A 21,429-nucleotide genomic window follows, 5' to 3' on the forward strand; every position below is an offset into this window, starting at 1 on the left:
ATATGAGCACATCCGAGCATGCCTCACCTCACGAGCTGGCCGAACCCGCAGTTCTCGAGCAACTCCTGGCCATTCGTGGCAGTATCGATAACTTCGATGCTGCTCTGGTTTATTTACTGGCCGAGCGGTTCAAATGCACCCAGCGGGTCGGCAAACTCAAAGCTGAGAATAATCTGCCACCCTCTGATCCGGAGCGGGAAAAAGCCCAGATTGCCCGGTTGCGTCGGCTGGCTGAGGACGCGGATCTGGACCCGGCATTTGCCGAGAAGTTTTTGAACTTCATCGTCTCCGAAGTGATCCGGCACCATCAGGCCATCGCCGATGACCAAAAGAGCGACACTGCCCAGGGCGCGGAGGACCATGAGACGACCAGGTGAGGCGACCGTGTCCAGTGAGGCACAGAAACCCGATCTCCCTGCTCTGCGCGTTAGTCTCAGCACCCCGGACCCTGGCCCCGGGGGTCCAACCGCGTGGGGTGAGACTCTGGGCATCCTGCTTGATGAGTTGCCCGGTCCCCACCTGCCTCAGTTGCCGTACTGGCAACCACTGTCCGAACTTGCTGTCGGATTACCCGGGTTTCTGGTGGCCAATCGTCGCAGCTACGGCTGGCAAGTACAAGCCACCGAAGCGACCCCGGGCAAAGAACAACGCCGATATGCTACAGCCCTGCGTGAGCAGTTCCAGCGGGTGGCCGATTACCAGCAAGAGCGTCCCCTGCCAGAGTTGATGCTCGAGGTTCCCGGCCCGGTGACCCTGTTCTCCGTGCTGATGGGCCCCGGCGGTCAGAAGATCATCCGAGATCACGGCGCTCGTCGCGATGTTGCCCACGTGTTGGCAGAGGCACTGGCCGAGCTCGTCCAGATCAGTGCCCGTATTCTGCCGGAGACTACCTTGCGTTTGGTGGTTCGAGACACCGATGTTGTTGCCGGACTACGAGGAGCGATCGCCACGGCCTCGGGGTATTTGACCGAACGGAGCCTCGATATCGCCGAGCTCGAGACGTACTGGGCACTACTTGCCGACCAGCTTTGTCCCACCGGGTCCGAGCTGGTTTTCCAGGTCGATCTAGACACCCACCACCTCGGGAAAGACGACAGGCTACTCACCTCATTGCACACCCTGGCCACCAACGACCAAGACAGTCCACCACTTGGCGTCAGCATCAGCTTTCCGGCCCTGGAAACCGATCCGGTGGGACGTTGGGCCAGCTGGCGGTGGGAATGGATTGAACGGTTCCGCCACTCCCAAATCCCCTTGCACCTGGAATGCGACCTCGAGCGACTCGACGGCATTGACCCGCCCCGGGCTGGAGTAGAGCTGGTGGAAACCACTGAACGCGTCGGGTTGGACCCCTGGGACCTGGCCTCGAGCGTACTGGTAGCCCGAGCGACCAGGCCGATGACGGGAGTAGGACTGGGACGTTGCATCGAAGCATTACGCGGTGTGGCCGATGAGTTCTCCCAGCGGGTGCCCGGCCCATCATGACGCGACTACAACCGTCCCGCAGCTTTGAGATGCAGATAGGTATCGGCTAACCGGGGCGGGAGATCCTGCGGATCGGCTTCGACCACTTCGGCGCCAAACCGTCGTAGCTGGGCAATCAGACCGGCTCGACGATGTTCGTCTTGTTCTGCCGAGGCGGCCTGAAAGACCGTCTCGAGGTCTTCGCGTTCGGCCGCCATGGCCTCGAGCTCCGGATCGGTGACCGAGGCCAGCACCACCTGATGTTTGCGCGCAATCGTCGGTAACACCGGGAGCAAACCTTGCTGAATGGCTGCGGTGTCCAGGGCCGTAATGAGTACCACCAGTGCTCGTTGTTTCACGGTCTGAGAGATGAGCGAGGACACCTGGGTGAAATCGGCAGCCACCAGCCGCGGGAATACATCGGTCAGCGCCGTGACAATCTGGTGCAAGAGTTTCCCACGACGGGTGGAAGAGGCCCGGGCCTGAACTTTCTGGTCCAGGGCGATAACTTCGACACGGTCACCGCCAGCATCAGCCAGTGCCGCTAATAGTAGCGCGGCCTCAATGCCGGTATCCAGTCGGGTGCCGTCTTCGCTCCGCACGGCCGAGGTGCGGGAGGTATCGATGAGGATCAACACCCGACGGTCCCGTTCCGGTCGCCAGGTGCGTACCACCAGTTCTTGGGCGCGGGCCGTAGCCCGCCAATCAATATCGCGGACGTCATCGCCACGGACATATTCGCGCAAAGAATCAAATTCGTGGCCGGCCCCGCGGGTCAAGACCGCCGACCTCCCGGCCATTTCCCGCAGCGAGACTAGCTTCGAGGGCAGGTGACGCCGGGAGTTGAACGGTGGAATCACCGTGATCGCACCCTCGGCGCGATGCGTGTATTGTTTGCCCGCCAGCCCCAACCAGCCCCAGCTACGGACCGTGACGATTCGGGAGCGCAGTGTGCCGCGCCTAGTGGGGGTCAGGTGCATGGAAAGCCGGCGGGACTCCTGGCCCGGAATCGTGACCGGTTGTTCCGGGCTGTCGGCCTGAGCGGTGGGTTGCCACCCATCCCGGACCGAACCGCGCAATGTTCGGGAGCTCTGATTGGTCACCACCAGCTGAACGGTAGTCGTTTCACCCAGCCGAATACTGCCTTGCGCGGAACGGGAGAAGGACACCCGGCGAGGCGAAACGGCGGTCAGTGCGTCCGCACACAGCACCACGATCAGCCCGAGCACACACAACCCCAGCGTTGACCAGCGCGGAAACAGCAGGATGGGAAACAGGCCGATAATAGCCAGAATCATCGCGCGCCAGGAGATGACCATAACTCGTAGCTACCTGCCTTTGGTGTGTCGAGGATGGTGGGAGAGGACGGAAAGAGACGGTGTTTAGCGGGGGACCGGCACACTGGAGAGTAGTCCGGTCAAGACTTGGTCGGTATCGACACCGTCCAATTCGGCCTCCGGGCGCAGCAACACCCGGTGGCGTAGGGTCGGTAGCAACAGCGACTGCACGTCGTCGGGGGTGACGAAGTTGCGGCCCGATAGCCAAGCCCAAGCCTTGGCACAGTGCATCAGAGCGGTACCACCGCGCGGGGAAGCACCCAACTGGAAAGAGGGGGATTGCCGCGTGGCGCGGACAATGTCCGTGATGTAGCTGAGCATCTCTGGACCGGTGGCGACTTGTTGCACCGAGGCGCGGGCTTTGAGCAAGGTCGTTTCCTCGGCCACCGGCTGGATGCCCACGGCGTCGAGATCTGCGGCCGAGAAACCCGCCGCATGACGGCGCAGGATCTCTCGTTCCTGATCGCGCTCGGGAAGATCCATCACCACCTTGAGCAAAAACCGATCCAGTTGGGCTTCCGGAAGGGGATAGGTTCCCTCGTGCTCGACCGGATTTTGAGTGGCTGCCACCATAAACGGGTCCGGCAACCGCCGGGTTACCCCGTCGGTAGAGACTTGGTATTCGGCCATGGCTTCCAACAAGGCAGCTTGGGTTTTCGGTGGGGTGCGGTTGATTTCGTCGGCGAGCAGCACGTGGGTAAACACCGGGCCCTTGCGGAATTCAAACTCCCCGGTTTTGGAATCATAGACCAGCGAGCCGGTGACGTCGCCGGGCATCAAATCCGGGGTGAATTGCACTCGGTGGGAGTCTAGTTGCACCGATTTGGCCACTGACCGGACCAAAAGCGTCTTGGCTACACCGGGGACCCCTTCGAGCAACACATGCCCCCGACACAAAATACCGATGAGCAATGCAGTCACGGCCTGGTCCTGGCCCACGACGGCTTTAGCCACTTCGCCACGCACCTGGTTGAGTGCCTCCCGCAGGTCGTCTGCCGACTGTGCCCGCGCAGACTGGTCCTGTGGGGGGTGACCCTGGGGTGGCTGGGATGGCGGAAAAGCCGGTGGCTGGTGCATCATGACGTGCTCCTCCCGTGATCGGGGCGTAGTACCTGGTCGATGAGATGTTCAAAATCTGTGAGTTCTTGGGCAGTGGTCACCATCTCCTCGGGGGAAACGTTGTGGCTACCGTGGGCTGGGACGAGTCCGGAGCTGATCTTGAAGAGCTGCTGGATGTCCTGGACCGGCTGGTTGGTGTGGAGTGCAGCCTGGCGCATGATGGTTTGCGGGTCGGTGTTGCGCCCTAATCGCATGCTGTGGGCGATGCGACGCAACGTGGCCTGTTCCAAGGCCTCGAGAGCTTGAAGGTGGTGTCCGGCACGTCGGTGCATGCGGGCTCGGCCCACCGTGGTTTCGGCCGGCTTGACGACCGAGGGCAATGGCTCGCGCACGATCGGGCCGTGGCGACGTCCTAACCAGAACATGGCCAGCACGGCCAGCACGACCGCCCACCAGATTCCAAAGACCACGAAACGAGGCAGTTGCGCCTCAGACAGCGGAGCATCGGAGTCCAAGAGCTCGGTGAAGTCCGGGGTATACCAGATCAGGTCCTCGCGCGAGCCGGCCAGGCGTAAGGCCAAGGCGGCATTGCCTCGCTCGTCGATCCGTTCATTGGTGAAGATCTTCGGAGAGGTCAGTACCGTGATCCCGGTTGCTGTTTCGGCCAGGAGCGCCGTGGCTTGGTCGGAGGATGCGTTCTCGGGTACGGGAAAACACGTGGAGATCTGGCCGGACTCACGCTGCGTGCGGGGGACCGATACCGCCCAGGAAGAGCTATCAATCTCACCGGCGACCCGCCCGTGCTCCAGCTGGCAGTCCTCGGTCGTGCCCGCAGTGATCCCGCCGTCGTGACTGGACACGGTGGCGTAGTCCCGCGAGAACTCGTCGGTGAAGTGTTCGAGTAGCTCCGGGGATGAGGTTGAAATCACCAGCTGGGATGGTGGAATGGCCTCCGCGGCGCGTTGCCGTGAATCATGGGGCGCCGAAGCCAGGTTGTTGTTCTCATCGATCAATACCACCGTGGCGTCCGGATGCTGGTTGAGTTGACCTTCCAACTGATCAACCGTTGCAGCGGTGTGGACCGAGACACCGCGATCTTCCAGGATGCGTGTCATGGCCTGGGAACCATAACGGCCGGGATTGTCGGTGGAATAGGGGATCCCCTGAGTGGTGCTGGGGAGCAAGGCATAAAACACCACGCCGGCGAGCACCAGAATTCCGGCGATGACCGACACCACGATGATACCGGTTTGACGGGAACCGGTCTGTGAGGTACGTGCCGAAGACTGTAGAGAGGATGCTGCGGTCATCGGGGCACCAGATCCTTGGCGTGCTGAGCGGGAACGCTGTCATCGCGGGGTGTGGCAGGGGCCGGCTTGGCTTGGTGGAGCTTTTCCGCCAACTCGATCATCTGCGTGGCATCTGTGGCGCTGGGGGATTGGTGGGCGTAGAACGTGGCATTGAAGCGAACGGCGGCTTGTTCCAATTGTTCGGTGAATGGGGGGAAGGCCTCGGCGAGTTCCGTCGTGGCAAACGTCGCGGTGAGGGAAGGACGTTCTGAGACCAGATCCCGTTGTTGCCCGTCGCGGATCATCGACCGTAACGCATCGGCCAGTGCGTGGGCATAGTCCTGCTCGGCCACATGTCGGCGGGCCCGGTCAAGATACTCCGTGGCCGTAACGTCAGCGGCGACCTCAACCTCGTCGGTTGATGTTGTCTTGACCCGACCGGTGCGGCCCGGCCGTAACCACAACACTAAGGCAATCAGCAGGGCGACTAACGCCAGGGCTAGCACGATCACACCCAGTTCGCCGCTACCGGAGAATTCGACGGTGGCCAGGTCTTGAAACCACTCAACCAGGTTATCGATCAGCTCAATGATCGGGCCGGGATCTGCCTCCGCGTATTCGGGTTTGGACAGCTCTTCTTCGGTCCACTGGCGGGCTTGCTCAGCGTCTGGGGTCAGTGGCGGGGACATCATGACCATGTCGGCGGCCCCATGGGTGGGTTAGATGGAATGGGCGGATGTGGCGGATAGTAGGGAGCATTCGGTCCCGCCGGTCCGGTGAATGGTGCACCTGCCGGTGGCGGTGTGGGCTGCCAATGCACGTCGCGACCCGGCACGAGATCGGCCGACTGAGAATCGCTACGGCGTTTGGTCGGATCAATACTGAACTCATCGATGGGACCCGAGATGGATTCAGCATCGTGGGCTAGCTGGGCACCAATGCCTTCACGTCGGATCCTCAAGTCAGTGTAGAGCAACGCAATGAAGATGGTGAACAGCGCATACAGTACCCCGGAGACCACACTGCTGACCCCGACGATGACCACCTGAGCCAGCAGGAAGCCGGTCAGCGCTTCCGCTTCGTTTCCGGCCGAAGCCAGAAAGAGTGGAGCCAGCATAGCCAAGGGAATAGAAATCACCCATCTGGCGATAACGATGCAGACAGTGACCAATAAGGTCATCCCCAAAGAACGCCAAAAATTATTATTGGTCAGCACCCAGGAACGACGAAGCGCGGTCAACGGGCCTACTTGTTCGACCGCGATCACCGTCGGGGCCAGCATCAGCTTGATCGTCAGCCAGACTATGGGAATCCCCCCGGTGAGGATGACAATAATCATGATCACGGCAAAGAGCTCCGCAGGGATCTCCAGGACGGCAACAGCGAAAACGATCAAGAGGAACGCGAGCACCGACAGCGCGATGACGGCAATATTGATCAGTACCGACAAAGCAATGAGCTTCCAGTAGCTACCGTGCAACAGGCGGAAGGATTGAAAGAATCCGGTCCAGGTACCGATCGTACCGCGCATGGTGACGATGGCTACCAGCCCCGGGAAAAATACCGACGCGAGGAACAGCAACACCAATGCCAGCATTGGAAGGACGATTATCGCCACACTTCCGGATGCGATCTGTTCCGAGGTGGGTAGGCCCCCATCAAGCACCGTGGTGAACGCGACGTACATGGTGACGAAAGCCGGGGCGACTGCCATCAGGTACAAAAGAAACGTGACGAGACCGTAGCCGAGCCCATGCAACAACACGGCCCCAGGTGCGGTGCGCAACGTTGCGAAAACCCCGCTAAACAAATCGCCGATGCTCAACGGAGTCAGCGGGATCGTGCCGGGACGGGACACCGTGAGCATCAATTGTGGTTGCGGTGTGGCGTATGGTCCCCACCCCGAGGGTTGCTGGTGTTGTGGGTACCCTCCATAGGGTGTGCCGGGGCCTTGGCCCGGGGGTGGATAGAAGCTCACGATCTCTCCATTTCTGGGGACTCGGCCCGCTCAGACTCGGACTAGTTCATATGTTATAGGACAACTTTGCGGTGCAAACAGGGTGAGTTGCGGGGCGCGCGCATGCAACACGCCGCGGCGAAATTGGCCGGCTCGGTTATGCTGGTGGTCTGGGATCATATAGTCCGAGCCGGGAGGGAAGCGGTGGCTACACCCAAGATTTTGGTCGTCGATGATGACGAAGCCCTAGCCGAAATGATTGGTATTGTTTTGCGCAACGACGGGTTTGAACCGTATTTCTGCGCTGATGGCAACCAAGCTAACGAGATGTTTCGTCAGATCCGCCCGGAGCTGGTGCTGTTGGACCTGATGCTTCCCGGCAAGGACGGCATTGACATTCTGCGCGAGATCCGCATGGAATCAGACGTGCCGGTGGTGATGTTGACCGCTAAATCTGAGACCGCCGACGTGGTTCGTGGGCTAGAAGCTGGAGCCGACGACTATGTGCCCAAGCCCTTTAAGCCCGCCGAGTTGGTGGCCCGTGTCCGTGCCCGGTTGCGCGAAACCGACCACCGTGCTCAGGAGAGCCTCACTATTGGCGATCTGACAATTGATATTTCTGGTCATGAGGTTTCCCGCAACGGTGAACGCATTTCGCTGACACCGCTGGAATTCGATCTTTTGGCCGCGTTAGCCCGTCGTCCCGGGCAAGTGCTGACCCGCGAAACGTTGTTGGAGGAAATCTGGGGATACCGGCATCAAGGCGATGCCCGGTTGGTCAACGTCCACGTGCAACGCTTGCGCTCCAAGGTCGAAAAGGATCCAGATAATCCCGAAGTTGTTCTCACTGTTCGTGGCGTGGGCTATAAAGCCGGCCAGATTTGAGCGCAGCCTTGTCCGTCGAGTCAGAAGAAACGACCTCCGAAGCAAACACCGCCCGACCGGCAGCGCCTGAGGCCCAGCGGGCAGAAAAACCGCGCAAGAATCGCTTCCTTTCTCGGCCGTTCAAAACTTTTTGGCGACGTTGGCAGTCCTCGTTGCAGCTACGCACGGTGATGATTACCGCTTTGCTCTCGGTGATTGCCGTGCTGATCCTGGCGCTGTTCTTGACTCATCAGGTGACCACGGGTCTGTTCCAGTCCCGGTTTAATCAAGTGCAGGCCGAGGCTAATCACGGGCTGAGCCAAGCACGAGAAGTCTTTGACTCCGCGGCAACCGCTGACGAAGAATCCACGGCCTCTTTGGTCAACGACACCCTGGCAGCGTTAAGTGGCAATACCTCGGGGGCCATTGCCCGCGATTTCGTGTTGGTTCCCCTCGATGATGACGAGAACCAATTCGTTGGCTCGATGTCCTCAGCCGGCGTGAGTGAAGACATCATCACCGATGACTTGGCGAGCCAAGTCGAACAAGGCGATGGGATCTACTGGCAGTCGGTGGCCATTCCCTCTGACACCGGCGGGGCAACAGATCCGGGGCTGGCCTTCGGTACTCAGGTCGTGTTGCCGCCGGGTAACTACTATGCGTTGTATTTCATTTACGACATCTCTGAAGTACAAGGCACGCTGGATTACGTGATGAGCGTGCTCCTCATTGCCGGTGCGATTTTGATCTTGCTCAATGTCGTGATTGCCGTGGTGACGACCCGCTCGGTGGTACGCCCCATCCAGCAGGCGGCCGAAACCGCCCAGTGGTTGTCGTCGGGTGACCTCTCGGTGCGCATGAATGTCAACCGGGAAGATGAAGTCGCGACGTTGTCTCGGTCGTTCAACTCGATGGCCGACAATATTCAGGACCAGATCACCCAGCTGGCGCATCTGTCTCAGATTCAACAGCGGTTCGTCTCCGATGTGTCTCACGAGTTACGGACACCGCTGACCACGGTGCGGATGGCAGCAGAAGTGCTCTATGACTCACGTGATGATTTCGATGCTGTTAATCGTCGCTCCACCGAGTTGCTCTATCACCAAGTGGAGCGCTTCCAAGCGTTGCTCGCTGATCTTTTGGAGATCTCGCGGTTCGATGCCGGGGCAGCCCAGGTGGCCAGTGAGTCCACCGACCTGTTGCATTTGGTCGCCGACGTACTACTGACTGCCCAGCCACTGGCCGATAATAACCAGACCGAACTATCCATTGTGCCCCAAGGGGACCAATTCACCGCAGAAGTCGATTCCCGTCGCATCGAACGCATTCTGCGCAATCTCATCAATAACGCCATTGAACACGGCGAATCGAAACCGGTCGATGTCATCGTGGCCGGAAATAAGACAGAGATTGCGATCGTGGTGCGTGACCACGGGCTGGGCTTGAGCGAAGATGAACTCGAGCGTGTTTTCGACCGGTTCTGGCGTGCTGACCCGGCCCGGACACGCACCACCGGAGGCTCCGGTCTGGGCCTGGCCATTGCCGTGGAAGATACGCGCTTGCACCACGGCGAACTCGATGTTTGGGGCGAACCCCACCGCGGCGCTGCCTTCCGTCTTGTCTTACCCCGCCAGGTTGGTGGAGAACTCGTCAAGCCCTACCCGCTGCAACTGCCTCCCGAATATGAGTGCTCGGAGCGTCGTAGCGCTTCCGAAATCGGCCCCGGCCCAGACGAACCTGCGAACGGCCACGAAATGCCAGACCGGGTGAATGAGCAAGCCTTGGTGCCACGATCTCGGAGGGGGCTTGATGACTAGAACACTCAGAGCACTGGTCGTGCTGGTGGCGTGTGCGCTGGTGCTGGCTGGGTGTTCCCGATTGCCGCAGTCTGGTCCGGTCGGAGAATCTGAAGACTTGGGTACGACAGGGGAATCGGTCACCCACACCTTTAACCCTGCCGGACCGGCCGAGGATGCCTCACCCGAGTCCATCATTAATGGGTTCATTGTGGCAGCGACCGGGGTTCAAGATGACTTCGCTGTGGCGCGGAGCTACCTGACAGACTCGGCGGCTGAGCAATGGGACCCGCTGGCCCGTACCTTGGTGTATCAAGGATCTCCGGCGGTGGTCTCGACTGAAGACACCGATACCTACACGGTGCAGCTTGAGGTTGATTCGGCGGTGGATGCACAGGGGGTGATGTCCCCGCTCCCATCGGAGACGACTGAAGCCCTGGAAATCAAGCTGACTGAGGTCGACGGCCAGTGGCGGATTTCTGAGCTACCCGACGGCATTGCCTTAGACAGCGCACAGTTCTCGGCACTGTTTGTCTCCCAAACTCTGTACTTCTACGACTTCGACTACCACAATGCCGTGCCGGATACCCGGTGGTTCCTTGACCGTCCCGGTCAAGCCACGGCCATCGTCGAGGCCTTGATTACCGGTCCAGCCAGCTATCTGGAGGGTGCTGTGGCCAACCCAATGGAGCAGGTCGAACTTGCTCGCCCATCGGTACCGATCAGTTCCGGCACAGCCTCGATCGATGTGAAGGCCGATTCGCTGGCGGGCACCAGCGCCCTACAGCGTCAACGCATTGAGCATCAATTGCAGATGACCTTGGGCACCCGGCCACGGATTTCGGATGTGAAACTTACCGTGGGGCTGGAAGATGTGGATACAGGAGAGCCTGATCCGCAGTTCCGGGAGACCCCCACGACGTATTCCGTTGGAGCTCGTCAAATTGCCATCAACCATGACACCAACCAACTGGTCTATTACCAGGGCTCCAACATCACCGAGATCCCTGGCGTTGCAGACGTCAGTAGTCTGGGGCCCCACGAGCCGACGATGAACGTGGAAGGCAACCGCTTTGTGTTCTTGAATGAGGACTCCACCCAGATGGTTGGGGCCACCAACGGGTCGGCGGTTCAGGAACTGGCGTCTGGAACCGATCTGTTGGCTCCTTCACTTGACAACAGGGGATGGGCCTGGACTGTCTCCAGCGTTGAAGATGAGCATTCCGAGGATGCTGGGGAGTCAGAGAACGCCGAAGCCGCTGTCTCAGGTGGCGAACAGACATTGTTCGCCAGCGAATTCGACGGCGAACAGGTTCAGGAAATCAGTGTCCCGTGGTTGATGGATGGGGAGATTAAAGCCGTACGGGTTTCTCCTGAAGGATCTCGGATCGCGATGATTTTAGAGCGGGACAACTCCCAGCAACTCTTTATTTCCGGTATCGTCCGCGATGATTCGGGTAAGCCGTTGGGTTTGGCGGAACCACTCGTGGTTGAAACCGCAGCCCCGGCCAACCGGGTGCAGTGGTACTCCATGAACGAGGTCCTGATCGGCGAGGTCTCCAGTAGCGAACGCGTCGAGCTGGAAATGATTGGATTGGCTGGCACCAGCGTGACCTTTAAACCCATGCTCGGTATGCGTGGCTTTTCGACCGGGGCCGGCAACGCCACGGTGTACGCCGAAACCGACGACGAGGTGTATATCCGCGTCGGGACCAATTGGCGTGCCCAAGAGGATAACGCCGACGACTTGTCCTACCCCGGCTAACATTCTCCACAGTCTCTGAGTGTAGCTGGGGTTGCAACCAGCAAAGCGCGAGACTGGGAAGATGAGATCTTTCAGGCACGAACCACCCAGGCCACCGGCGCCGAGGCCTCGTCTGACGCGATGGGCAGGCCGTCTTGATCGACTTCGCGAACACCCTGGCGCGCGCTGGGTGAGCACTGCAGGCCGTGAATTGGCCGGAATCCTCATGCCTCGCATCTGCGTCGTCTGTCAGCGCCGCGACGCCACCGCCGAGCACCTCTGTCACCACTGTCGGCAGACCGTGATGCCACAACTCCTTCATCCGGAACGTGCTGAGTCCTGGGCACCATCCCTTCCCTTTATACCCGGCACCGACCGCCCCTTGCCGGTGGTGGCAACAGGACAATACACCCGTGAGTTAGCCCGCATGATCCTGGCGTTCAAAGACCACTCCCGGACCGGGTTGCATCGGCTTCTTGCACCCGCACTGGCTAGGTCGATGCTGGTAGCCCGGGACCTGGTGTGGGACGCTGTGGCACAACAATATGGCACCAGCGCAACGCAGCTGCCGGTCGTGGCGGTGCCGATCCCGAGCTCTGCGGCTAGTTGGCGCCGTCGGGGTTTCGACCCGCTTGACACACTGGTGACCAGAGCGCCCGTGCCCGGCATCATACGCCAGCGACAGTTTTTACGACATCGTTGGAGATTAAACGCCCGCACATCGCACGCTGGTCGCACCGCGGCCCAACGAGTCACCGCGGCAGAACGAAAATTCTGGGTCAGACGCGGAATTGCGCAACAACTCACCGGGTATCCGGTGATGATCGTTGATGATGTGCTCACCACCGGGGCGACGCTGGCCGGGGCCACACGAGTTCTGGAAGCCGCGGGATGGGAGGTGCTCGCAGCAGCGGTGATCGCTACGGTTGAGAAACATTCGCACGACGATTTGAGCTAAACCGGAGATGGCAACGTGAACAGCTGGCAATCAATGGGTAGACTCGGCATTACCAACAGAGCACGGTGGTGAAGGGAGGTTAAACTTCTCTTACCACCGTGCTTGTTTTAGCTAAGGAGGACATTATGGCCATCGACATCTCCTATGTAGCCCGCGGCGCTTCCATTAAGGAATCGTTCCGCGATTATGTTGAAGAACGCCTCGAGAAAATCGAGTCCCTACTTCAAGAAGCCCAACGGGTCGAAATCAAGCTCGGTGCTCAGCCATCTCACACCGGCGCCTCCGGGTCGATGACCGTGGAACTAACCGTACATAGCCCCAAAAACGTAGTGCGTGCTGAAGCTTCCGACGACGACCAAATGGTGGCCTTCGATAAGGTATTCCATAAGATTCAGGAACGACTGCGCCGGCTACGGGAACGGCGCAAGTCTCACCGCAAACGTGTTTCGGTCCGCGAAATCACCGCCGATTCGGTGCCCGTGGACAACTCTGTGTCGTTGGTGGAACAGGTGCTAGAAGCCCAGCGCGAGGAAGCTGAGCGTGAAGAACAGGAACGGCACCTGGCAGAAAACGGTGAGGCACCGGTGACCATCCGTCAGAAGGTTTTTCCGCCAGAAAGCATGTCGCTCGACGATGCCGTGGACAACATGGAGCTACTGGGCCACGACTTCTACTTGTTCATTGATGCAGAGTCGGGACGTCCCTCTGTGGCCTACCGGCGACGTGGCTGGTCCTACGGCGTGATCAGCCTGGGTGAAGACACTGAACCTGAAGGTTCCGACGAACAAATCCGGGCTTACCGAGATCAGCAAGCTAGCGCTTAAACGTCTTGGCCCACTGAGGGTCTGTGATAGACCTCGAAGTGGCCTTGTTGCACACGCAACAAGGCCACTTTTTCATCCCTGAACTGTAGATCTTGGTCACTCATGGACAAAGCCCATACTAAGGATTCTTCCAGGTTAAACCACGTAGACTAGTCTGGTTGAATGCTTTGTTCCTGGACCTGTGACGACTTCGTCGTTGAGGGTCTGAGACGATTTGTGAATTTGGAGTCAACACTGTGGTCTCTTTCATCGAGAAGATCCTCAAGACCGGTGAGAAGAAAGTTCTCAAACGGTTGAGGGCCTATACCGATGCTGTCAACCAGCTCGAAGATGACTATCGGGACATGTCTGATGCCGAACTTCGGGCAGAAACCGATCGCTTCCGTGCTGAAATCGAAGACGGTACATCGCTGGATGCACTTTTACCCGAAGCATTTGCCACGGTGCGTGAAGCATCGTCCCGTACCTTGGGACTTCGCCACTTTGACGTGCAACTCATGGGTGCTGCTGCCTTGCACCTGGGAAACATCGCTGAGATGAAAACCGGTGAAGGTAAAACTCTAGTCGCCACAGCTCCCAGCTACCTGAACGCGTTGAGTGGTCAAGGCGTCCACGTGGTGACGGTTAACGACTACCTGGCCGAGTACCAATCAGACTTGATGGGACGGGTTTTCCGGTTCCTTGGGATGGAAACCGGCGTCATTCTGTCCAACCAGCGTCCTGCGCAACGGGCAAAACAGTATGCAGCTGACATCACCTACGGGACTAACAACGAATTTGGGTTCGACTATCTGCGCGACAATATGGCCTGGTCGCTCGACGATTTGGTGCAACGCGGACACAACTTCGCCATCGTCGACGAAGTCGACTCAATCCTCATCGACGAGGCACGTACTCCGTTGATTATCTCCGGACCGGCTCAGGGCGACGCCTCGAAGTGGTATTTACAATTCGCCAAATTGGCTCCGCGGCTGAAGCGCAATACTGACTACGAAGTGGACGAGAAAAAGAGGACCGTTTCGATCTCCGAAGAAGGTATCGATAAGGTCGAAGACTGGCTCGGAATCGACAACCTGTACGAATCGGCCAACACCCCGCTGATTCAGTACCTGAATAACGCGCTGAAAGCCAAGGAACTCTTTACCCGCGATAAGGACTATGTGGTTCTCAAAGGCGAGGTTCAAATCGTCGATGAGCATACCGGACGCGTGTTGGCAGGACGCCGTTACTCCGAGGGAGTTCACCAGGCGATTGAGGCCAAAGAAGGTGTGAAGATCAAGGCTGAGAACCAGACTTTGGCCACGGTGACGTTGCAGAACTATTTCCGCCTCTACGACAAGCTGTCGGGGATGACCGGTACGGCTGAGACTGAAGCTGCAGAGTTTATGAGCACCTATAAACTCGGCGTTGTCCCGATTCCGACAAATAAAGATGTTCAGCGCATCGATAAAAAAGACATTGTCTACGCCAGCGAGAAGGCGAAGTTTAATGCTGTCGTGGATGATATCGAGGCCCGTCATAAATCTGGTCAGCCGGTTTTGGTCGGGACCACCTCGGTTGAAAAATCTGAATATTTGTCGAAGCTGTTGGCCAAAAAAGGCGTACGTCACGAAGTGCTTAACGCGAAAAACAATGCGCGAGAAGCTGCCATTGTTGCTCAAGCCGGTCGTAAAGGTGCGGTGACGGTGGCAACGAACATGGCCGGACGTGGTACCGACATCATGCTCGGTGGTAACGCCGAATTTAATGCGGTCGCGGAGATGCAGGCACGCGGGCTCGACCCCGAAGAAAATGCTGAAGAATACGAGCAAATCTGGGACGAAGTCTTTGCTGAGCAAAAGGTGAAGACCCAGGCGGAGCGCGAAGAAGTTGTGGAGGCCGGTGGCTTATATGTGCTGGGAACTGAACGCCACGAATCCCGACGGATTGATAACCAGCTACGAGGTCGTTCCGGACGTCAAGGGGACCCCGGCGAGTCTCGGTTCTACTTGTCCCTGACCGATGATCTGATGCGACTGTTCAACCCGGGTATGGCGCGGAAGATTCTGCAACGCACCGGTGATGACGACCAGTTTGCCCTGGAATCCGGTCTGGTGACGAAGGCGATTCAGAATGCGCAGTCCAACGTGGAATCGCGCAACACCGAACAGCGCAAGAATGTCCTTAAATACGACGACGTGATGAACCGTCAGCGTGAGGCCATCTACGCTGACCGTCGTCAGATTTTGGAAGGCCAAGATCTGGCCGAAAAGGTCGAGCACTTCATCGAGGACTCCATTAGCGATGCCGTTGATGAAGCCACGGCCGGGGAACGAAGTTCCGAATGGTCCCCAGAGACGTTGTGGGAAGATCTGCGCTTGATCTATCCGGTCGAGTTGACCCCCGAAGAACTCGAGGAACAGCTCGGTGAATTGCACCGGGCGAAGCCTGCGGATTTGAAGCGTGAGTTTGTCTCCGATGCAAAAGTGCTGTATCAGGACCGCGAAGAAGAGATCGGCTCCGATAATATGCGTGAACTAGAGCGCAAGGTGGTGCTCAATTCCATCGGGCGAAAATGGCAAGAGCACCTCTACGAGATGGACTACCTTAAAGAAGGTATTGGGTTGCGCGCCATGGCCCAACGTGATCCTCTGGTCGAATACCAGCGTGAGGGCTACACGATGTTTGAAGCCATGATGCAGGCAATTCGCCAGGAATCGGTCCACAATCTGTTCACTCTCGACGTCAAAACCCAGCCACAGAAGGCTAGCCTTCCAGGCGTCACCGATTCTCGTGAGGTGACCATGGCGCCACAGCTGAAAATTAAAGGTCTGGACACTGACACACAGCCCGGCAAGTTGCAGTACACGGCCCCGTCCTCAGAAGGAACCGGGACTGCGAAAACCGAGGTTCGTCGCACAGACGACGGTAGTGAGAGGACGCAATCTCGAGCGGAGCGCAAAGCTGCCGAACGAGAGAAAAAGAAGGCCGCGAAGAAAGCCCGCGCCCAGAAAAAATAACATGTGTCGCCTCTGACGGCTTGGCTGAGGCCCGCGATCCGGTAGGGTTGCGGGCCTCAGCATGTGAGAAGTTTCGGCACTGGCGCATTTGGGATGAGTAGCTAGGTTTGGGCAACGGTGTCTGTTACCCAGGTGAGGGTTACCCCAACTCGAAATCACACACTTTCCACCTGTCGCGGTGCTTCTCAAAACGAAGTGCCATCGCCCGCAATCGGTTGCCAACAATAATGGTGGCACTGGATTCGTAGCACTGCGAAGGGGTTCGCTGTAGTCGCATTCGGTGTACCCGAACATTCATCGGTTTTTGACCGTCCGATTCCTGGGGTCGACCCTGCTGGGCGAGTTGGGCCCGAAACCTCATCTTCTCGATCATCTCCAGCGACATCCACCCTTGAAGTTGGTGGTAGCTTCGCAACCCATATTCAATCTCCACACAAGCTTGGCCGAGCACTCGGGTCATGGTTTGCAGGTGGCGTTCGGTGGCTCGACGCTGTTCTGCCAGGGCCCGTTGGGCTATCTGCCGTTGGCGGTTGGCGACCGGATCGTCCTGGGGAGTGGCGTCGGGCAACTGAGCGGGAGTCCGGTGCGAAACAGGCTCCGTGTCTGCAGGAGTTTGGTCTGGTGTGCTAATGGCCGGGGTGGACACCGTACCGGGTTTGAAGTGAATGAGCGGAGAGCGGGTGTTGGTCCACGCCGCTAGTTTCTCGTCGTGAAATCCCGTCAGCGCTGACGGGACGGGACTGACGGAGACTGAAGCTGGTTTACTGACCGGAGAATTGGACTGTCGGGGGAGTGCGCGCTGTTGGACGGACTGAGGGCCAGCAGTCGCAGAGACGGAGGGGAGCGTCATGATGGGGTTATCTCCTCATAAGGATAGGCGGTGGGAAGAACAGATCGTGGGCGGACAAAACGGGTTTAGGAGTGAAAAGGTGGGGAGGACAAAACCGTTCCTGGACTAACAGTGTGGGGGTCGGATCCGAGCACATCTTGGTTGTGGGACCACCACTGGCGCCAACGGAGATCAATTTCATGTATGGTCGCATCTGCCCCGAGCTCTTCATGGGCGATATCCCACAAACACTCACCGGTACCGACGATGACGGTTTTGCCGGGGACATCAGGGACTGCATCGGAGCTAGCGTCGTCTCCCGACGTGTCGTAGTTGAGATTGGGAATCCAGCCAGGAACAACGTCAGTCGGAGTGTGCAGTCCGGTGTGTTCACGGTCGGGAGAGACACGGGCGCTCACGTCCCAGCCGGCAATGTGCTCTCGTTGAGAAGATTCAATTGCTCTTGTATCAGACAAGGCTAAACCGTCGTGGGTAGTCTCGCCGGCGATGGCCGGCGAGGCGATGAGGAGATTGATCCCACATAACGTCGCGATGAGTCGCCGACCAGCCACGGGCACGACCTGCAAGGTCGCGACACCTTGAATGCGGTGACCGCAACGGTAGAGGGTGACTCCAAGAAGACTCACCACAGCATAGATGACGCAGAGCGCACAGATGCCGATCCCAATCACCGAGCATGCTGTGGCGATGAGGTATTCCAGGGTGGACAATGCGGTCTGCGCCGAGGTGGGGCTGATCGCAGTACTGAACCACCACAACAGCGGGCCGGAGATCACGCTCATCAGCACCAAGCAAACATCGGAGGCGCGAAGACCCGATTGACCGGAGGACGATGAGCTTTTCACCACTGCCATGGGCTCTCCTTAGGGCTTGAAAACTGTCTAAGTACCCAAAAAATTATCAAACATCATCAAACGCGGTCAATGGTGCTGAAAGGAAAATGGTGATGATTGCCACGAAAGAGGTAAGCAGGAATAATGAGGCACCATGCGCTGGGACGAATTTTTTGCTGATCTCGAACACCAAATGAGCGTGGAACTGCGGCAGGTTCGTGATGCTGAGGCCGCTGATTTTACGCGCGGTCACTGGGCGGAAACCTCTTTTGCGGACCGGTTGAGAGGACACCGGGGAGAGACAGTGCAGATGACATTTGCCGATGGAGAACATCAGCGGCTGTTGGTCTCTTCAGTTGGTCCAGACTGGATTGGTGGTCGGACGCAGTCCGGTGCAGTCGTTATACCGCAACGCGCCATAGCGGGCCTGGAAGCAGAAACGCGAACAGCTCGACCGCCGGAATCGACCTTACGAAGCGGACCGCGACTCACGAGCGTGTTGCGTCAACTAGCGCGTCGACGAGAGCCGGTGTCTATCACGGCCGGGTGGGGAAGAATTTATGTGGAAGGAACGGTCGATCGGGTGGGACAGGACTACTGCGAGGTAGCCATACATGCCCGAGACGAATTCCGCAGGCGACCTGCAGTGCGGGGACTACGGCTGATTCCCGTGGACCAGATACAAATGATCGCCACGTCTGCTGTGGCTCTCGACGACCGATAGTGGCCGAGGACAATTACGTACTGCCTCAGACAGTTAGTTCTGGTGAGCTGACTTTTGTTCTTCGATCTTGGCGTGCTGTTCGTCGTGTAACCGCTGGATGAACGCTTCAAAACGTTCTGAATCCACCCGCCATTGTCCGCGGCCCCCAATTTGAAATGCCTCGAGTTCCCCACTCTGGACGAGGTTGCGAGCGGCACCGACAGAAATCTGCAACTCTTCAGCGACATCTGGGAGGGTCAGAAAGCGTGGCATGTCACGTCCTTTCCAGCGAAGTCGTTTTAGAGGTTTAAGACCCTAAACAGGATCGCTCTCTGTTGCTCCTATTGTGACACGTTGCGTCATAGACGAGGCGAATTGTCCACATTTTTCCCTCATTGAGTGCATTCGGTCACATAAATCCCTACGGTGGACAGGGGGCCGGCACCGGCATGATCGTTTTTCGTACTCGTAGATGCCAATGGTTCTTTGCTCCCACCAACTCATGACTCAGCATCGAAAGAGACGAGACACAGAAAGACCCCCATGGCCACAGACCCTCGCCCCATCGCAGCGCGGATCCGACGTCCCGGATTCAAAGACCCCAAACTGGTGATTGGCATCCTCTTGGTGGTGTTATCAGTGGTCGCCATGGTGTTTGTGGTGCAGGCGACAGACTCTCGGCAGGGGTACTGGGCCGCCTCGGCTGACGCAGCACCCGGTGAACCGATCACCGCTGAGAATTTTACCGTGGTGCAGGCGCATTTGTCGGAAGCAGATGGACACTACTGGTCGGCCGATGAGCCGTTACCGGAGACTTTTGCAGTAACCTCCACGATTCGTCAGGGCGAGTTCTTACCCCGTGCTACGGTCTCGGAACACGACCCGGAAGATCGCCAGCAGTTCGCTATTCGGACTGCGGAAGATGTCCCCGATGCCGTGCAACCTGGCTCCCGAGTCGACTTATGGGTGTCCCAGCCAGACGACCAACGCCAAGGGTATACCAACGCCGAGCTCACCGCTGAGTCCGCCGAGGTTGTCGCTGTCGAGGACCAACGCAGTGGGTTAGGTGCCTCTTCCACGCTGACGGTCTATGTCTTGCTCACTCCTGAGCAATTACCAGCCATCATTGATGCCCAGGCAGCTTCAGCCAAGATCAGCATCGTCCCGGCTAGCCCAGGTAACGAACGGTAGGAACACGATGACTGCTGTGCGTGTTGCCACGACTTTTTCAGCCCGTTTCGATCACATCGCCGCGATTGAGTCAATGCAATCTGAGGTGATGGTCTCTCACCGGTGCCGATCGGTGGCCGAACTGATTGCCCTGGCCCGTAGTGGGATGATCGATGTGGCACTGATCGCCGAGGATTATCACGAGGTGGGTCTGGAAACCACCGACGCTTTCGCCGAGTCGGGGATGGAACATCTGCGCTGGGGAGTGGTTTGCGATATGCCCGCCGAGCGTCACCGGCTCCAAGCCTTAGACATTCAGGTCATCAGGGCCGAAACCACCGGTGAAGAACTGATCGAATGGATTCAGAACCTCCAGCCCACCTTGCCACGGGCACGCGATACCGAACCCTTGAGACCTCATGAATCCCGCGATGCCACCGACCACGCATTGCGAGCCTTATTGCAAACGGATCCCACCAGTGGTGTAACGCACCAGACGGATCCAGGCCAGCAGGAGCACCCAGAGGACCTGGGTTACGGGGCGAGGTGTCAGGCCGGGAACGTCATCGCCGTGTGGGGGCCACACGGTGGCGTGGGACGTAGCACGGTTGCGGTCAACCTGGCCGTAGAACTGACGACATGGGGCAAACACGTGCTGCTGATCGATGCCGACACCCACGGCGCCAGTGTGGCCACCATGCTGGGGTTATTAGACGACTCGGCCGGAATTGCTCAGGCCTCGCGAGCGGCTGAGCATCACCGGCTGAGCGTCGAGGAACTCAGATCGCATTGCCACAGGGTCGGTGTGGGCGGTCAGTATCTCGACGTGTTAACCGGCCTGACACGACCGGACCGGTGGGCAGAGTTGCGCCCCAGCTCCTTGCAGACAATCTTTGCCCAGGCCCGAAGCGGCTGGGACCTGGTAGTGATCGATGCCGGATTCGGGCTGGAAGAAGATGAGGAGCTCAGCTTCGACATTCCGGCCCCACAACGTCATGCAGCCACGCTGAGTGCCATCCACGCCGCCGACACCGTCGTCGCGGTCGGGACCGCCGACCCAATTGGGCTACCGCGCTTGATCGGCGGGATTGAGCAGATCGGCGAAAAGCAGATTTCCGGGGAGGTGATTCCAGTGCTCAACCAGGTCAGTTCGGCCAGTTCTGGATTCAACCCGAAACGAGGCATCACCGAGGTGTGGCAACGTTTTGGGCCGCAGCTGAAGCTGGAGGTTTTCTTGCCGGATCAACCCCAGCAGTGTCGTACCGCCTTATTGCGGGGGCAGGCACTGATCGAAGTCGCTCCGAAGTCGCCGTTGCGACGCGCGGTAAACGAACTCGCGCGTCGGCTGTCGCCACAACCGCCTGACTCGCGCTCGCGACAACACACTCACCATCAAGCTCAGCATCGGCAACAGCAGTTCTCGCCGGAAGCGGGGAGACACCATGTACTGTTTGCCTCGGACTCCCACGCTCCCGAAGCGGGGCAGTGCAGACACCAGGAGAACCAGGACCATATAGACCAACCCCGGACCCGTCGGCAACTCCGGCGGGCCCGTCATCGCCGTTAGCTGAGAAATCTTTCT

At 58.7% G+C, this 21,429-nt stretch carries 19 protein-coding genes; 10 read left to right on the forward strand and 9 right to left on the reverse strand.

Annotated features, from left to right (window positions below; all coding sequences use genetic code 11):
* Nucleotides 1-2: 2 nt before the first annotated feature.
* Entirely contained in the window at nucleotides 3-377 is a 375-nt protein-coding gene (locus tag QDX22_RS00385) for a chorismate mutase (RefSeq protein ID WP_110100247.1), read from the forward strand.
* A 7-nt stretch (nucleotides 378-384) separates the two neighbouring features.
* Nucleotides 385-1,485, forward strand: a complete 1,101-nt coding sequence (locus QDX22_RS00390; protein ID WP_110100248.1) for a hypothetical protein — start codon at nucleotides 385-387, stop codon at nucleotides 1,483-1,485.
* Between the two features lie 5 nt (nucleotides 1,486-1,490).
* On the opposite strand, the gene QDX22_RS00395 is transcribed toward QDX22_RS00390, so the two are convergent.
* The 5 genes from QDX22_RS00395 to QDX22_RS00415 form a co-directional block, all read right to left on the reverse strand.
* Nucleotides 1,491-2,783 carry a DUF58 domain-containing protein gene (locus QDX22_RS00395; protein WP_110098596.1) on the reverse strand — a complete coding sequence of 431 codons (1,293 nt, stop codon included), beginning with the start codon at nucleotides 2,781-2,783 and terminating at the stop codon, nucleotides 1,491-1,493.
* Between the two features lie 63 nt (nucleotides 2,784-2,846).
* Nucleotides 2,847-3,878 carry an AAA family ATPase gene (locus tag QDX22_RS00400; RefSeq protein ID WP_110100401.1) on the reverse strand — a complete coding sequence of 344 codons (1,032 nt, stop codon included), beginning with the start codon at nucleotides 3,876-3,878 and terminating at the stop codon, nucleotides 2,847-2,849.
* Nucleotides 3,878-5,170 (reverse strand): DUF4350 domain-containing protein, encoded by a 1,293-nt coding sequence (locus QDX22_RS00405; RefSeq protein ID WP_279696040.1) that lies wholly within the window; start codon nucleotides 5,168-5,170, stop codon nucleotides 3,878-3,880. Before QDX22_RS00405 ends, QDX22_RS00400 begins: the two co-directional genes overlap by 1 nt.
* Nucleotides 5,167-5,847, reverse strand: coding sequence for a DUF4129 domain-containing protein (locus QDX22_RS00410; RefSeq protein WP_110109981.1), 681 nt, complete (start codon nucleotides 5,845-5,847; stop codon nucleotides 5,167-5,169). Before QDX22_RS00410 ends, QDX22_RS00405 begins: the two co-directional genes overlap by 4 nt.
* Nucleotides 5,838-7,127, reverse strand: a complete 1,290-nt coding sequence (locus QDX22_RS00415) for a DUF7847 domain-containing protein (protein ID WP_279717904.1) — start codon at nucleotides 7,125-7,127, stop codon at nucleotides 5,838-5,840. Before QDX22_RS00415 ends, QDX22_RS00410 begins: the two co-directional genes overlap by 10 nt.
* Before the next feature lie 183 nt (nucleotides 7,128-7,310).
* On the opposite strand from QDX22_RS00415, the gene mtrA reads away from it, so the two are divergent.
* The 6 genes from mtrA (at nucleotide 7,311) to secA (ending at nucleotide 16,291) form a co-directional block, all read left to right on the forward strand.
* Complete coding sequence (mtrA, locus tag QDX22_RS00420) at nucleotides 7,311-7,991, forward strand: MtrAB system response regulator MtrA (RefSeq protein ID WP_255410730.1); 681 nt, start codon at nucleotides 7,311-7,313, stop codon at nucleotides 7,989-7,991.
* 8 nt (nucleotides 7,992-7,999) lie between these two features.
* A complete protein-coding gene (mtrB, locus tag QDX22_RS00425; protein WP_243857497.1) occupies nucleotides 8,000-9,787 on the forward strand; it encodes an MtrAB system histidine kinase MtrB in 1,788 nt (595 codons plus the stop codon).
* Nucleotides 9,780-11,531: an LpqB family beta-propeller domain-containing protein gene (locus tag QDX22_RS00430; RefSeq protein WP_279717905.1), complete on the forward strand. Its 1,752-nt coding sequence runs from the start codon at nucleotides 9,780-9,782 to the stop codon at nucleotides 11,529-11,531. The genes mtrB and QDX22_RS00430 overlap by 8 nt, the downstream gene beginning before the upstream one ends.
* A gap of 169 nt (nucleotides 11,532-11,700) precedes the next feature.
* A complete protein-coding gene (locus tag QDX22_RS00435) occupies nucleotides 11,701-12,468 on the forward strand; it encodes a ComF family protein (RefSeq protein ID WP_158524590.1) in 768 nt (255 codons plus the stop codon).
* A 125-nt stretch (nucleotides 12,469-12,593) separates the two neighbouring features.
* Complete coding sequence (gene hpf / locus QDX22_RS00440; protein WP_110100253.1) at nucleotides 12,594-13,292, forward strand: ribosome hibernation-promoting factor, HPF/YfiA family; 699 nt, start codon at nucleotides 12,594-12,596, stop codon at nucleotides 13,290-13,292.
* 236 nt (nucleotides 13,293-13,528) lie between these two features.
* Nucleotides 13,529-16,291: a preprotein translocase subunit SecA gene (gene secA, locus QDX22_RS00445; RefSeq protein WP_110100254.1), complete on the forward strand. Its 2,763-nt coding sequence runs from the start codon at nucleotides 13,529-13,531 to the stop codon at nucleotides 16,289-16,291.
* A 139-nt stretch (nucleotides 16,292-16,430) separates the two neighbouring features.
* Here the strand turns inward: secA and QDX22_RS00450 are convergent, their stop codons facing one another.
* The 4 genes from QDX22_RS00450 to QDX22_RS00465 all read right to left on the reverse strand — a co-directional run bounded on the left by QDX22_RS00450 (nucleotide 16,431) and on the right by QDX22_RS00465 (nucleotide 18,950).
* Complete coding sequence (locus QDX22_RS00450) at nucleotides 16,431-17,141, reverse strand: Rv3235 family protein (RefSeq protein WP_110098605.1); 711 nt, start codon at nucleotides 17,139-17,141, stop codon at nucleotides 16,431-16,433.
* A 65-nt stretch (nucleotides 17,142-17,206) separates the two neighbouring features.
* Nucleotides 17,207-17,995, reverse strand: a complete 789-nt coding sequence (locus QDX22_RS00455; protein WP_110100255.1) for a LysM peptidoglycan-binding domain-containing protein — start codon at nucleotides 17,993-17,995, stop codon at nucleotides 17,207-17,209.
* A 46-nt stretch (nucleotides 17,996-18,041) separates the two neighbouring features.
* Nucleotides 18,042-18,227, reverse strand: a complete 186-nt coding sequence (locus tag QDX22_RS00460; RefSeq protein WP_110098607.1) for a hypothetical protein — start codon at nucleotides 18,225-18,227, stop codon at nucleotides 18,042-18,044.
* Nucleotides 18,228-18,731: 504 nt separating this feature from the next.
* Complete coding sequence (locus QDX22_RS00465; protein ID WP_110098608.1) at nucleotides 18,732-18,950, reverse strand: helix-turn-helix domain-containing protein; 219 nt, start codon at nucleotides 18,948-18,950, stop codon at nucleotides 18,732-18,734.
* A 270-nt stretch (nucleotides 18,951-19,220) separates the two neighbouring features.
* Here QDX22_RS00465 and QDX22_RS00470 point away from each other — a divergent pair, with 270 nt between their 5' ends.
* Together QDX22_RS00470 and QDX22_RS00475 are read left to right on the forward strand one after the other, a co-directional pair.
* Nucleotides 19,221-19,868, forward strand: a complete 648-nt coding sequence (locus QDX22_RS00470) for a CpaB family protein (protein WP_122548697.1) — start codon at nucleotides 19,221-19,223, stop codon at nucleotides 19,866-19,868.
* Between the two features lie 7 nt (nucleotides 19,869-19,875).
* On the forward strand, nucleotides 19,876-21,414 hold the full coding sequence (locus QDX22_RS00475; RefSeq protein WP_166769864.1) for a CpaE/TadZ family protein: 1,539 nt from the start codon (nucleotides 19,876-19,878) through the stop codon (nucleotides 21,412-21,414).
* Nucleotides 21,415-21,429 lie beyond the last annotated feature (15 nt).

This window comes from Auritidibacter ignavus, assembly GCF_029853775.1.
Taxonomy (GTDB): domain Bacteria; phylum Actinomycetota; class Actinomycetes; order Actinomycetales; family Micrococcaceae; genus Auritidibacter; species Auritidibacter ignavus.